The 13,012-nt window shown below is 66.2% G+C and carries 13 protein-coding genes and 1 pseudogene; 2 read left to right on the top strand and 12 right to left on the bottom strand.

What is annotated here, in order from left to right; genetic code table 11:
- Positions 1–55 precede the first annotated feature (55 nt).
- From JX552_RS34415 to JX552_RS22010, 5 genes and pseudogenes are all read right to left on the bottom strand, one after another.
- Entirely contained in the window at positions 56–490 is a 435-nt protein-coding gene (locus tag JX552_RS34415; RefSeq protein WP_488663606.1) for a hypothetical protein, read from the bottom strand.
- Between the two features lie 211 nt (positions 491–701).
- Positions 702–3,233 (bottom strand): annotated as a pseudogene (locus JX552_RS34410) (toxin glutamine deamidase domain-containing protein); the annotation flags it as partial.
- A 75-nt stretch (positions 3,234–3,308) separates the two neighbouring features.
- On the bottom strand, positions 3,309–3,602 hold the full coding sequence (locus JX552_RS22020; RefSeq protein ID WP_205873997.1) for a hypothetical protein: 294 nt from the start codon (positions 3,600–3,602) through the stop codon (positions 3,309–3,311).
- 42 nt (positions 3,603–3,644) lie between these two features.
- Positions 3,645–4,166, bottom strand: a complete 522-nt coding sequence (locus JX552_RS22015; RefSeq protein ID WP_205873996.1) for a YbaB/EbfC family nucleoid-associated protein — start codon at positions 4,164–4,166, stop codon at positions 3,645–3,647.
- A gap of 83 nt (positions 4,167–4,249) precedes the next feature.
- Positions 4,250–4,567 carry a WhiB family transcriptional regulator gene (locus JX552_RS22010; protein ID WP_205873995.1) on the bottom strand — a complete coding sequence of 106 codons (318 nt, stop codon included), beginning with the start codon at positions 4,565–4,567 and terminating at the stop codon, positions 4,250–4,252.
- A 345-nt stretch (positions 4,568–4,912) separates the two neighbouring features.
- Between JX552_RS22010 and JX552_RS22005 the strand changes: the two genes are divergently transcribed.
- A complete protein-coding gene (locus JX552_RS22005; RefSeq protein ID WP_205873994.1) occupies positions 4,913–6,040 on the top strand; it encodes an FHA domain-containing protein in 1,128 nt (375 codons plus the stop codon).
- Here the strand turns inward: JX552_RS22005 and JX552_RS22000 are convergent.
- Both JX552_RS22000 and eccE read right to left on the bottom strand, forming a co-directional pair.
- Positions 6,033–6,818, bottom strand: coding sequence for a DUF5336 domain-containing protein (locus JX552_RS22000; protein ID WP_205873993.1), 786 nt, complete (start codon positions 6,816–6,818; stop codon positions 6,033–6,035). The two genes, JX552_RS22005 and JX552_RS22000, sit on opposite strands and share 8 nt — an antisense overlap.
- A 15-nt stretch (positions 6,819–6,833) precedes the next feature.
- Positions 6,834–8,504, bottom strand: a complete 1,671-nt coding sequence (gene eccE / locus JX552_RS21995; protein ID WP_205873992.1) for a type VII secretion protein EccE — start codon at positions 8,502–8,504, stop codon at positions 6,834–6,836.
- A gap of 174 nt (positions 8,505–8,678) precedes the next feature.
- Here eccE and eccB point away from each other — a divergent pair, with 174 nt between their 5' ends.
- Positions 8,679–10,175, top strand: coding sequence for a type VII secretion protein EccB (gene eccB / locus JX552_RS21990; protein ID WP_241010677.1), 1,497 nt, complete (start codon positions 8,679–8,681; stop codon positions 10,173–10,175).
- Between the two features lie 5 nt (positions 10,176–10,180).
- Here the strand turns inward: eccB and JX552_RS33470 are convergent, their stop codons facing one another.
- The 5 genes from JX552_RS33470 to JX552_RS21970 all read right to left on the bottom strand — a co-directional run bounded on the left by JX552_RS33470 (position 10,181) and on the right by JX552_RS21970 (position 13,005).
- Entirely contained in the window at positions 10,181–10,315 is a 135-nt protein-coding gene (locus tag JX552_RS33470) for a hypothetical protein (protein WP_277396004.1), read from the bottom strand.
- Positions 10,316–10,317: 2 nt separating this feature from the next.
- Positions 10,318–10,803 carry a hypothetical protein gene (locus JX552_RS21985; RefSeq protein ID WP_205873990.1) on the bottom strand — a complete coding sequence of 162 codons (486 nt, stop codon included), beginning with the start codon at positions 10,801–10,803 and terminating at the stop codon, positions 10,318–10,320.
- A complete protein-coding gene (locus JX552_RS21980) occupies positions 10,803–11,408 on the bottom strand; it encodes a hypothetical protein (RefSeq protein WP_205873989.1) in 606 nt (201 codons plus the stop codon). The genes JX552_RS21985 and JX552_RS21980 overlap by 1 nt, the downstream gene beginning before the upstream one ends.
- Before the next feature lie 189 nt (positions 11,409–11,597).
- Positions 11,598–11,987, bottom strand: a complete 390-nt coding sequence (locus JX552_RS21975) for a hypothetical protein (RefSeq protein WP_205873988.1) — start codon at positions 11,985–11,987, stop codon at positions 11,598–11,600.
- 331 nt (positions 11,988–12,318) lie between these two features.
- On the bottom strand, positions 12,319–13,005 hold the full coding sequence (locus JX552_RS21970) for a hypothetical protein (RefSeq protein WP_205873987.1): 687 nt from the start codon (positions 13,003–13,005) through the stop codon (positions 12,319–12,321).
- Between the last annotated feature and the right edge of the window lie 7 nt (positions 13,006–13,012).

The raw sequence follows: 13,012 nt of genomic DNA, 5'->3' as shown, positions 1-13,012 counted from the left end.
TCGCGACGTGAATCCGCTTGGCTGTCTCCGTATTCGGGTGTGACACCGTCGTCCGCTAGCGCACCGCCGTCGCTTCGTCGGGCCAGGCTCCCTGGTTCTGCTGACTCATCCATGCGGCGCGGGACATAGCCACCCTGGACAGTACGTCCCTCGGCTCGTGCATGTAGGTCTGCTTGTTGATGGTCAGCAGGTGCTCCTGCGTGGGTTCGGGCGGCTGCCTCAGCGATACCGCAGTCATCTGGTAGTCGATGGTCTCGGAGTCTTCCCGGGTGCGCCGCAGGGTGATCTTCCACTGGTGTGGGTAGATCTGATTTCCCACCGGCCGGCCGGATCGCTTGGCCATCGTGTAGGTCTCGGCCACCACGTTGGTCGGCAGGCTCGAGTGCGTGGTCACGATCCCGGTCTCCGAGTCGATCACCAGCTTCGCCTGGCCCACCGCCCGGCTCCCGGCGCCGTCCTCCGTCAGGATCGGCGAACCGACCCAACCCATTTCGAACTGGATCACCCGAAAGGTGCGGTCGGGGAAGATCTGAGCCAGGTATGCCAGTGCTTGTTCCTCGGTCGCGAGCTGCACCATCTCGGCCTCCTTGGTGGGGTGTGGGTCCGAAGTGACCGGCGGCGATCGGCGTGGACCACAGGTACGCGGATTCGTTGACGAGCATGGCGGGCGGATGATCGCTGGTGAGGCTGTGCTGCGGGTCCCACCAGACCGGGCCGGAGGCCCCGTGCGGGTAGACGATCACGGTGGCGTGCGCTCCGTCGAGCACCGGAGCCCCGTCAGGGTGGTACATCAGATTTCCGGCGGCATCGCGTGCCTGCCAGTCGTTGACCACCAGTGCCGACGCGCCCGGTCCCAGCTGCGCGATCTGCTGGTGCAGATCGGCGAACTGCTGGCGCACGGAAAGGTTTTGATCGGACAGGTGCAGATCGTCGCCGAACCAGGCCCGGGCGCGGGCCAGTCCACTGGCTTCTCCGCTCGTCAGGTCGATCGTTCCGTCGGGGAGCTGGTCGAGGAATCGGGGAACCGATACCGTCGGCTCCCCGTAGAACGACGCCAGCGCGGCCAGCGAGGAATCCACACAATTGTTGGCGCGCCCGTCGACGGTCGGGCCGCCGTCATTGACCAAGCCGCCGTAGGCATTGGTGCGCGGGTCAGCGCCCGACTCGTAGCCGCCGCTCGGATCCCGCAGCGCCCGTTCGAGAACGGCCTGGTGCATCGGGTCTTCCAACGGTGCGAGCTCGTGCGGCCCGAAGTTGCGGTGGTCGGCCGGGTTGTCGAAGCCCGTCGGGTCGAAGGGACCGGGTCCGGGTGGCGGGAGGTCGTCGTGTCCTGTGTCGGGGTCGGGACGGCCGGGCGGCGGGTCTGTTGCTGGATCCTGTGGTCCGCTGCGGTGATTTGGCGCCCGGACGGTGTCGGCCGCCGTCGGACGAGGCTGGCTGCCGTCGGGAAGAACGGGGCTCGGGACGGCCGCCAAAGTGACGTCGCCAGGCTGCGGCGGGACGGGTTCGAGCTGGTTATGGAGCTGTCCGGCTTCGTCTTTGCGGCTACCGGCCGCGGATTTCGCCCGCCGGACGTTGTCGGCTTGCGCCTCCCGCGCATGGCGGCTTTCCGGTACGGATGAACGCGGCCTCTCGCCCGGATCGGCGGCGGCTTCGCGGGAACGCTGTGGTGGTGTTGACGATCGGGCATCGCGGGGCGCTTGCCCGTCTCCGAGGGGCGCAGCGTCGCGTCGCGGCAGCGCCTCCCGGCCCGGTTGCGCCTCGCGTGCTGGCTGGGCGTCGTGCGGCGGGGGCAGGTCACGTGGCTGCGGTGTGTCACGCGACGCCGGTACTTCGCGCAGAGATGTTGTCGCTCTGGCTAATTCGTGACTCGGCGCGGCGACACTGGCACCAGCCGGCGCCTCTGCGCCGCGCACCGGTGCGTCGGCGACCTCTCTGAGCCCCGCAGCGTCGTGTCCGCGCGCAGCAGGTGCGACGTCGGAAACGCCGGCGCGAGCGGCTGGAACGAGGGGGCCGCCTGCCGATGGGTCGGCGTGGCCGGCCGCATGCGCCGCGGGTGAGCTCGGCGGCACGGACGCGGCGTGACCGCCCGGAGCGACGGTGGACGGTGAGGCCGTGGCAGCTGCATCGCTGAATCCGTTGTGGCTCAGAGGGACTGGGTCGTGATGGGGTGGACCGAGATTCAACGGCACGTCGACATCGCCAAGCCGCACGCCGCCACCCTGGCCGGAGTGATCGGCGCCGGTCGCCGACGACTCGAGCGGCGTCTGCTGATGTTGGGTCGCGGGCAGCGGTTCGACTACCGGTGTCCCCGGTCGCTCACCGGTCAATGCGGTCAGCTCTGGGCCGGCGCTGTGGACGCCCGGAATTCGCGCCCCGTCCACCGCGCCGAAGACGGCACCCGCACCGAGGGCATCGGCGAGGTTGACGTGCCCGGTCAAGGCCTGCTGGGCGGCCGCAGCGCCACCGGCATTGCCGACGAACGACGCGCCGAAATTCCTGGCACGATTACCTAGCGCGGAGCCCGCATCGAAATCGTGTGCACCCTTCAGGACCGGGCCCATGACAGCGCCCGAGATGGCACCGGACGCCACGTCGTTTCGCCATGATTCCCAGTCGAAGTCGTGCCGATTACCCTGCACCATCTGCTGGCCCTGAATTCCCGCGTTGAGTCCCGCTGAGATGCCGGCGTTGACTGCCGCACTGCCGAGCGCGCGGGTGACGAGCTGCGCGATGACTCGGGACAAGGCCTCGGTGGCCACTTTCGCCGCTGCGGCCCGAATGGCTTGGCTGATCACAAGTTCGATGCCGGCAATGGCGGCGGCGGCCTCGACGGGAGCGCCCCAGTTGATCCACGCCGACGCCGCGAGAGCCACGAGAGTTGCCGCCAGCGCAACCAGGTTCGCGATGAACATCTCCTTGGCGAACTCGATCTCGGTAGCCACGTTGTCGACCGCGTCGGCCAACTGACGCAGTTGATCGGCAATCTGGTCGATGGAGTTCCCGTAGGGTTTGAGCAACTGGTCCAGAGTGTTATGGACGTCGCCCGCCGCGAACCCGGCCAACGTCGTTTGGGTGGCGGCAGCGAGTCCGTCTTTGTGTGCGTCCAGTTGCGTTGCGTAGTGCCGCCAGCGGTCAGCCTGGCGTCTGCAGGCGGTCTCATCTCCTTCGGGAAACGGCTCGCCGATCAGGTCGCCTACCCACCGCAACCAGCCGGGAATCTCAATGCCCACGGATCACCCGCCCTCAAGGCAGGAGGCTAGCCAAAAGCATTTCACAGCAACGACTTCGGTGGGTCAGAGTGGCGGTTATTCGGCCCCGCCGCCGTCCTGAGCGACGATGCTCTCGGCCGCCTCGGTGAGCGATGGTGCGACGCTCTGTATCGCCTTGCGCAGATCGCCCGCATTGGCGATCACTTTCGATCGATCCGGATCGAACTTTCCGGCAAAGCTCGAACCGATCTTGTCGTGGGACCACGGTGAGTCGCCGGACAATTCGCCGCTCAAGTTGTCGATCAACGAACCCAGAGAAGCTCCCAGCTGGTCGAACTGGCTGATCCCGGCCCGGGCTGTCCCGTTGTCGTATTCGAATTGTTCTGCCATGTGCGTCTCCTCTTGCCGCTCGACGAGCAGTGCTGCGGGGAATCAGTCCGTGTCGCGAATGGTCGGTTGCCAGTCGTGCGGGTCAGCCTCCATGTGGCCGGTGGGGAGGTCGCCGCGCGGTCTCTCGACGGCCACGCGCCGCTCCGGCGAACCGGGCCCCGACAGCGGCACCTGCGGTTGCATGGCCTTTAACTCGTCGATCTGGTTGATCGGTGGCCCTCCGAACTGAGCTACCCGCTGCCACAGTCCGGCCTGGAATTCGTCGGTCTTCACCCGCATCTCGGCCGCCGCTGCCTGGGCGGCCTGCACGACGGCAGCACCGGCTTCGGCGCCGGTGGCTCCGGCGAATAGTCGGTCGTCGAACTCGACCTGGATGACGACACCCTGGGCATTGACCCAGACATGCGCCAGGTCGTCCTTCGACCAGGCGTCCGCGGTCTCGATGGCCATTTGCTGCGCCGAATGCGCGGCCGCGCCGGTGAACTCCTGCAAATGCGACAGCAACTGCTCGACGTCGCGTCCTTCGGAATTCACCCCGCCGAACAGGTCACCGATACCGCTCACTGATTCCCCCATAACGATCTGAGCTGTGCCGATAGCTTACGGTGCCGCGGTCGGACAAGTACGCAGAAGTTTTGTCCGGGGAGTCAGTTGCGCGAACCGCGGGGCCGGCCGCGACGACGCGGACGGACGTGGTAGCCACCACGCTCGGCCAGGGCGCGTAGGCGTCGCAGCGCGAAATCGCGTGCACGTCCCGATTCGGGGACCACCACCCCTGCCCACAGCCCCTCTACGCCGGTGACCTGATAAGCCTCGCTGGCGCACAGCCACCGCCGGGGGCACGCGAGGCAGAGCGCCTTGGCATCCTCGTCAGGCTCAGTGGTTGTCCACCGCTCTGGCTCGCTGGTGCACGCCGGAACGTATTCGTTGAGCGGCGTGGACAACGGAATTGCCGCAGCAGTCATCGCTTTCCTCCCAGTTCGGGCGCATATGCGCCGTCGTTGCGACGACATAACCACAAATCCACCGTTAGTGCAACATATAAAACGTAGCTGCTACGACTTGTAGTCTGTCTTGCCTCTGTTGGGCATGTGTACTACAACAGAACCGTGGCACATGCCTAGTTCGGATTATCGCCGGGCAACGCCGCGTCTCGCTCGAAAACCGCAGATGAACCGGTAAAAATATGTACACGAACTCATGTCGCGTGCGGGCCTGTAGCGGGAAAGATGTAGCATCTGCAAGCGAGTGGCGGAGGAGCGGTGGCGACGTGCCCGAAACTTCGGGATCCGAGCCGGGGGAGAAGCGCAGTGACATCTGACCAGGCGGTGTACAAGTGGCCACCTTCGCTGGTGGTGCGACTCGGCGATGAGGTCCATACGCTGGACCCACGAGCGGGTATCGCGATCATCGGCCGGGACAACTCCGCCACGGTCCGGCTTTCCGACGACCGGATATCGCGCTGGCATGTGCGTCTGGAACCGCACCGTGAAGGTTGGCAGGCGATCGACACCAGTACCAACGGCATGTATCTGGACGGCGTGCGGCGCAGCTCGGTACTGGTCTCGGGCACGACCACCCTGCACTTGGCCAATCCCGAAGGCTTCCCGGTAACCCTGACCCCCGAGGCCGACGACGTCACCGGAGTCATCGACCTGCCTGAGCCGGACGAGGACGAGTGGTGGGATGCCGACGTCGACCCCGGCGTGGCGCGTGCCGGACAGGCCGTGGCCGCGCGTCGCAACGAACTGGAGATCACCCAGCGGGGGCTGGCCAAAGACAAGATCATCAACGCCGGCACGTTGATCGCGTTCGAAAAGGGGCGGAGCTGGCCGCGTCGCGGCACGCTGGCCAAGCTCGAGAAAGCCCTGCAGTGGTCACCGGGCACCATCGCCCGCATCCGCAGCGGATCCGCGGTGATACCCATCTCGGGGCCGGCGACCGCGCTCGCGGAAATGCCAGGTGCCACCGAAGAGGCGACCGAGTCGATCACCGACACCGTCCGGGCGCCGCTGATGGCCGAGGCCGTCGAACTGGCGATGCACTCCATCAGCACCGCCACCGCCGAACTGCCGGAACCGTCGGACCCCGCGTTCACCCCGAAGGTGACCAAGATCCTGGCCGACTTGCGCAAACTCGAGAACGTCGCGGCCAGCGCGGCCCGCAACGCCAAGGGCACCCCCTCGGTGGTGTTGGCGTTGAGCACCGTGCGCCGCACCTACAACGAGGTGATGGCCAAGGCCGCCCAATCGCCGAATGCGACTCTGGGACAACGGCTTTACCAGGCCCGCCATCGCGCCGAACTCAGCATCGACGAGGCCGCCGCCGCCGCTGGTCTGCCCGCTGACTTCCTCGCCGACGCCGAGGCCGAACGCCCGATACCTGCTGACGTCGCGGGCGCGATCACGACGGTGATCGGGCAGCTCTCGGTCAGTTAGACGTCCGGTACTCCGGCTCGCCGACGATCTGCTGGGCGGGCGCCACTGAATGCCCCACATTGGGCAGGACCGCCTGTGGTGCCGCCTGCGGGGCGGACGGCTGCCCGGGCGTTGCGTGATCGCCGACGAATTCGTCGTAGCTCGCCTCCTGGGCCGCCTCGACCGGCCGCGGTTGCGGGGCTGACACCTGTTGCACCTGCTCGGCATGCGCGGACCCGCTTTCGTCCGCGGCATCGGCCTGCTCACCGTCGGCGTATTGGCCGTAATACTGCGCCGCGGCCTGCGCATATTGCTCGGCATAGGCCGCGTACCAGGCCTGCTGCTCTTCGGACGCGCTCGGCTGCGTTAGCAGGGCGCCGACGGCGGCGCCGGCTTGGATAGCGTTGAGCACCACTACGACCCACATGGCCCAACCGGGCTGGACTCCTTCGGGAAGCACGACGACCCGGGACAGCGCGTCGAGGAACCCGACGGCGGCCAGCGCGGCGACGATCTTGCCCGCCTGCCCGGAAGCTGACGCTTGCCGGGGCATCAACCCGAACGCGGCGAGCAGACCGGCCAGAACGGCGAACCGCACATCCCAGTCGATTCCGAAGCCGTTGAGCATCGGCCCGAAACTCACCAGATAGGAGCACAGGCCCAGCAGTACGACAACCAAGGTCAATTGGCGGTGAGAGACCCTGCCGCCAGTCTGCGGCGCGGGAGACCACGGCGAATAGCCGCCGTAGTAGTTGCCCTGTTCGGCCTGGTAGTAGCCCTGGCTACCGGGGTAGGCCATGCTCACTCCTTTGACTCAGTCTTCCGCGGCGAACGACGCCTTGAGGTAGCGCATTTCTTCATCGGTGGCGACCATGGTGACCACTGACGAGCCGGTGCGGGTGCTCACCCTGACGGTATCGCTGTCGATGTTGAGCGATTCCAGTGCAACGTCGGCGTTGGCGGTGACCGGCGTCTTGGGCGGGACCACAACGATCGCGGTCACCCCCACCCGCACGGATTGCTCGGCGACTCCGTCGAACATCTCCACCGAGTAGTTCCTATCGGCGCCGGCCTGCATGGATCCGCGGTTGAAATCCGAGACCCACAACAGGTCGTGATCATCCACTTCGTCGACCATGGTGCGCCACCTTGTCGGACGCCGACTGTGCACCAGCACATGCGCCCCCAGTGCCAGCGAACGTAACACCACCTGCTGCGCCAGGTGCAACGTGCCGGCGATCTCCACCCGCCGGATCTGCGGGCCAAAGAGCGACAGCGCCACCGCACGCCCGTGATCGTCGGCACCGATCACCTGTCCGCAGCCGGAGGCCGGCACATAAAGGTCGTGGAAATCCCGGTTTGGCGCACCGTCGCGGATCGCGGAAAGGCTTGAGTAAGAGTATTTTTCGACTGACCGGGGAGGTGGAGGCACCGGCAGGCTGGCGGCCAGGGCGGAGTACTGCTGCCCACGCAGGTGGGTCAGGCCGCGCAGTTGGATGCGGGCGCGCCCGTGGGTGTCAAACCGGGCCAACCCGCGGACCTGGATCGGCCCGCGCGGATCGTCGCGGCGCAACGACAGCGACATGGTCGTCGAATAGCTGGGGATCGTCCACAACAGGCCGAGCCCCGCGGTGGTGAGCATGCGAGGCTTGATCGCGAAGCTGCGCAGCCGGAAGCGGCCTTCCCGGCAGGTGCGCCAGGTCTCCTCGACGGTGGTCAGGTCCACGCCATCGGTCAGTTGGTGCGTGGCCTGGCCGATCTCGCTGGCCGTCAACACCCGGGTGCGCAGCCCGCCTTCGGTCAGCCTGTTGGCTACCCGGCGGGTGGCGGTGGTGGCCGTACGCAGGATGCCGTTGCGGCCACCGCCGCGCCGGCGCACCGCCGCCGCGCACCGCGACGGGTCGATCCGGATGGCGATCCACACCTTGCGCTGCGCGATGGCCGGCAGCGGCCCCAGCACCGCGTCGTACACCGCGGCCACCTGGCTGTGGCCCTGCGACCGGGCGCCCTGACTGATCACGTCGATCGAATCCAAGGTGATGTCGAACTGCTGCAGGCAGTCCACCAGAGCCTGCACCGGCACGGTCTCTCCGGACACCGTCATGCCCGGCTCCATGATCGTCATCGCCTGGGGATTCTCTTCGATCTGCAGTAGCGACATCAAAGTGCTTCCGTCCCAACGGAAACCGATCAGGGTGCCGTCGGCCATCGGCACGTCGAAAGGTTCGGCGGGTGCTGTCTTCCGGGTTCGTCTACGTCGCTGCCACCAGAATCCGGTCCGCAGCGCGACCAACCGCGGCAGCGTCGTACCACGTAACCGGACCACCAGGATCAGGGCCAGTGCCAGCCCGGCGAGACTGCCCTGCCACCCGGAGAAGCCCAGCAGTGGCGCCGTCACCGTCCCGGTAGCAACGATCAGTTGCAGGACCAGCAGGTCGGGCAGGGGGAGCAGGCGCGAAGCGCCGATGTCGGTCGTCGACCGCAATTCGTTCTGCTCTGGAGGCGCGCCCCGTGCAGGCGACTCAGGACGACGCGGCACCAAGCGATCCTATCCAGAGCGGCGGGCGAAAACTTGCGCGCATTTGGTCGCTGACGTTGTTATACGCTACCGAGGCTCGGTGCTTGCCCGACGCTGATGGGGGTGTGTATGCCCGCGCAAGTGACCACGCGCGCGCAGGTCAATGGCTATCGGTTCTTGATTCGCCGGCTAGAGCACGCGCTGATTCGCGCCGACTCCCGGATGATCCACGACCCGATGCGCGGCCAGATTCGCTCGCTGCTGGTGGGCCTGGTGATCGCCGTGCTGATCACCGGGGCGGCCGGGGTGCTGGCGTTCTTCAAGCCGTCGCCCAACATCGGCGATGCGCAGATTCTGCTCAGTACGTCCAACGGCGGCCTGTACGTCCGCATCGGAGATCGTCTGCATCCGGTGCTCAACCTGGCGTCGGCGCGCCTGATCACCGGGAAGCCGGATGCCCCGAAGTCGGTCAGCGACAAATGGCTCAACCAGCTCCCGCGCGGTCCCATGGTTGGAATCGTCGGCGCTCCCAACAGCATTCGCGCCGGTGCCGACATGCGAATGTCGGAGTGGACGGCGTGCGACTCGGTGGCGACCCCGGATGTGGCCAAGAGCGTCGGCGTGGCCAGCGTGCAGACCACCGTGATCGCGGGCGACCTCACGCTCAGTGAGGACATCGGCCGGGCATCCGCGGCACAGATGCTGCTGGTCCGCTCGGGCGACACCGTCTATCTGGTTTTCGACGGTGTGCGCGCGGTGATCGATCCCAACGACTCAGTCGTGCTGAATGCGCTGCACCTGCGGAACGCTCCGACCCGCCCGATCTCCGGAGCGCTGCTCAACGCCTTTCCACTGGTGCCGCCCATCCGGCCGGTGATGATTCCCGGTGCCGGCGGCGCGCTTCCCGGCCTGCCCGGCGGATACCCGGTGGGTTCGGTCGTCAAGACCGTCGATTCGCGCGGTGAGCAGCTTTACGTCGTGCTAGCCGATGGACTGCAACCGGTGTCGTCGGCCGCCGCCGACATCATCCGCTACAGCAACCCCGGCGAAGCGGCCTCGCAGGGCGCGCGCGACGTGCCGCCGTCCCTAGTCAGCCGCGTCCCGATCGTGCACACGCTGGCGGTCGATCACTACCCGAGCGTGTCGCCGCAGATTGTCAACGTTGAGCCGGACCGGGTGGTGTGCATGGCGTGGGAACGCGCGAACTCCGCCGCGCAAGCCACCGTCCGACTGCTGGTCGGTCACTCGCTGCCCATTCCCGACGGGGCCCAGCCTGTGGGGTTGGCCACCGGCGACGGCAACGGGCCCGGCATCGACGCGGTGTATGTGAAGCCCGGGACCGGGGAGTACATCCAGGCGACTGGCGGTGAAGCGGACAGCCGTGCCCTGGGGCAACTGTTCTACGTCTCCGACGCCGGGGTGCGCTACCACATCAAGGATCTGCCCACTGCTGACGCGCTCGGGGTCACCGGCGTGCACGACCCGAGGGTCGACGCCGACGTCCCGCAGCTGGCTCCGTGGCCGGTCGTGTCCCTGTTGCCGGCTGGGCCGGATTTGTCGCAGGAGGCGGCACTGGTCGCGCATGACGGGATGGGCGCCGACCCGCGTGGCTCGAAGGTCGAACCGCCGAAGTCGTGAGCTGCCTACAACCGCAGCGCATCGTTGCGGTCGTCGACGTTGTCGGCGGGTTTCTGGCTGGGCAGCCGCCCGCCCGGCGGCAAGGTTCCGGTGCGGAGCGCGTGAAGGACGTCGGGGTGCAGATCGGAGGTGTCGGCCATGGCTACAGGCTTTTCTTGGACGGCCAGCCCGGTGTTGAGATCGGGCTTTTGTCGAGAGGGGGCTGGCTGGGATAGCACGGGGTGGGGTCGAGGCGGTCTCCGGGGTAGCTGTAGAAGGTGGCATACCACTCGCCGAAGACCGACACCGCTGGCGCGGGTGCGGGGCCTTTTTGGTTCACCGGCGGTGGGGCACCGGTCCGCACGTACCTCAACTCGGTAAGCAGAACGTTGAGCGATTCTTTGCCGTCTGGGGAGAGCGATCCAGCGGCGCAGACGTCTGCGACGACGGAATTGTCGGGTTGGACGGCGAAGCTGAGGACCCAGAAGTTGGTGTAGCCGTAGACGTCGTGGGCGCTGCCGTCGTTGTTCCGGTCGGTGTGGTTGGCGTGCAGGAATCCCGGGTAGGCGCCTTTGCTGGCGTCGACGTTGAAGATCCGTAGGTCGTCGGCTTCGGCGTAGGCGCGGATGAAGGTGCCGTCGGCGCTCATCAGATCGACGGCAGGGGTCGCGACCCAGTGGTTGGAGTTGGGCCAGCAATGAATACGGCTATCAGAGCGGGCTCAGAGACCTCACCATCAATTCGGTGAATCTGCCTCCACCCAGCGACGGCAGCCGGCCCCGTCATGAACTCGTCACTGGCGTGCACCGCTGACTCAGGAAAAGAAAGTCGACCGTAAATAATGTTGAAGTCTTTCTGATGGAGGGTGATGGTGTCCCAGTCGAGTCGTCCGTGTCGGTCGACAAAATCGACGATCGGACCCTCCACTGTCCGGACATTCTGGAATTGTGCGATCTCTGACGGGTGCCCGTCCAGATAACCCTGCGCGATGCTGAACTGCCGGAGGTACCCGTCGACGAGCTCGCTGAAGTGGGTGCTGGTGCCCGTCAGTGCTCTTTCCCACGCGGTGTCCGAAAGCTTGGCGGGATCGCCCGGGATGCCCAATACGTCGTCTTTGCCGTAAATGGCGGCAATATTGCCCAGGTCTTTTGCCAGGGCTGCCCCTGGGATGAATCCGGCAGCGTCGTTCAGGATCTGTTTGACGGCGTCATAATGGGCGGAACGGTCGTGGTAGGCGCGGATCTCGCGTCCCAATTACTGTTCGCCCTGAATGCCTCCGGCTCCGCCCTGTCGGCCATTTCGACCGCATGGGTCAGCTGGCCCGCGTGGCGGCCAAGTTCAGAATCGCCTGTTCGCCCGAAGTCGTAGGCGAAATGCTGTTCCCAGGCAGCGGCGGCCCGGTTGATGGACTCCGCAGCGGCCGGGTCGAAGTGAGCACCTGAATCATGTTGCTGAGATCGTTGACGTTGGTGAACCCGCGGATTGCGTCGCCCTGGATCCCAGGGACCTGGGTACCGTCCAGATTACCCAGAAACGGGATGAGATCCTTGTCGCTGTTTGGACAAAGCTCGGGTTTAGCTGGCCCAGGCCCTCGTATCCGCCATGCCCGTTGGGGATGTGGGCGGCGAGCAAGTCTTTGTTGTTCGCCAAAAGATGCGCGGTTGCGTCGGCGGCCGCGGCGGCATTGTGGCCCTCCAGCCCAGCTGCGTGGGCGCTGGCGCCCATCCAGTCGATCAAAGCAGTCGCGCCATTCTGGTTGGCGTCGAAATGGTGGGTTGCCAAGTTCAGAAAGGCTTCATTGCCGTCGAAATGGCCCAACGTCGCAGCACCCATTCGGCCAGTACCCTCAGCCCCTGCGGCTCCGTCGAATCGCGCGGGCCCCATCATGGAGCCCCGAGGACTGCGCGGCTGCGGCCAGAAAATCTGTCACCGCTTGATGATCACCGCACGCATTGCTCAGCATTGCATTCACGGTGCTGTTGACTGCCGAGAGATTGATCGCGTCCAAACCCCGGTGATCATTGTGGGGGTCACAAAGTTGCGTGTAATGCCCTCGGTCGACGGCGGCCGCGATCTTCGACCCCTGATTCAGCAAAGCGCGAGGTAGTCGTATTGCCCTTGCGGCATCTCAGCGGGCTTGCCTTGCTGCATCGCGGCGATCTGCTCAGGGGTCCACGTGGTGGTGCGGCCCGCAGCCGGGCCAGTTCGTCGGAATCTGCTTTGCCCACCCTGGCATCGGCAAGATCCTTCGCTGCTTGTGCGCCACCGGCGAGACCGCCGACCGTCGGTGCGGCCGCCTCGATGTTGGCCTTGGCGTTAACGATGTCAGTCGCGGTGTCCTGGTCTGCGACGCCGAGCTCATCAGCCAGTCGCTGCAACGTCGAAGTCGCGTGGCCGCTTCGTTTCCGCGGTCTGACGCGAGCTGCTTCATGCGGTCCGTTGCAGCCTGCTCAGAAGCCCCATGGTGGATCATCGTTGCTTTGCCGGCTTGATAGTCGTATTTGTCCGTGACCTTCCAGTCCTCGGACACATCGAACCGGTCGGCCTCCAAACCCTGTCCCTGCTCCCGCAAGCTATCGATCATGGGTTGCATTGTGGTGCTGCCGTTTTCGTAGGCGTCGGCCAGCGCGTCATGGCCGGCCTGCACCTTGCGGTCTTGGACCAGCTCGCGGTCTGCGCGCCTCTGAGCGCCGATCTTGCCTTGCCCCTGCCAGTCCAACCCGCAAACGGTGTTGTGCACCTGGCCCGCGGCATTCAGTATCTTGGCGCCGATCGCGCGCGTCGCCTTCGCCACATCGCTCAACGCGGCGGCGTTCGCCTTATACACATTGCTTTTTTGCGGCCTAGCCACCTATGCA

Origin of the sequence: Mycobacterium gordonae, from assembly GCF_017086405.1 — a bacterium.
Taxonomy (GTDB): domain Bacteria; phylum Actinomycetota; class Actinomycetes; order Mycobacteriales; family Mycobacteriaceae; genus Mycobacterium; species Mycobacterium gordonae_D.
Note: the sequence above shows the minus strand (reverse complement) of the source record. Positions and strands in the feature narration are given on the sequence as shown.

Excerpts from the sequence above, each read along its gene's own strand:
- JX552_RS21985 (WP_205873990.1), bottom strand. The coding sequence starts at position 10,803 with ATGAGCGCCGACGGCACCTTCATCCGCGCCTACGCCGAAGCCGACGAC.
- JX552_RS33470 (WP_277396004.1), bottom strand. The coding sequence starts at position 10,315 with ATGGCCGACACCTCCGATCTGCACCCCGACGTCCTTCACGCGCTCCGC.
- JX552_RS34415 (WP_488663606.1), bottom strand. The coding sequence starts at position 490 with ATGGGTTGGGTCGGTTCGCCGATCCTGACGGAGGACGGCGCCGGGAGC.
- JX552_RS21975 (WP_205873988.1), bottom strand. The coding sequence starts at position 11,987 with ATGGGTGCTGCGACGTTGGGCCATTTCGACGGCAATGAAGCCTTTCTG.
- JX552_RS22000 (WP_205873993.1), bottom strand. The coding sequence starts at position 6,818 with ATGGCCTACCCCGGTAGCCAGGGCTACTACCAGGCCGAACAGGGCAAC.
- JX552_RS22020 (WP_205873997.1), bottom strand. The coding sequence starts at position 3,602 with ATGGCAGAACAATTCGAATACGACAACGGGACAGCCCGGGCCGGGATC.
- JX552_RS22010 (WP_205873995.1), bottom strand. The coding sequence starts at position 4,567 with ATGACTGCTGCGGCAATTCCGTTGTCCACGCCGCTCAACGAATACGTT.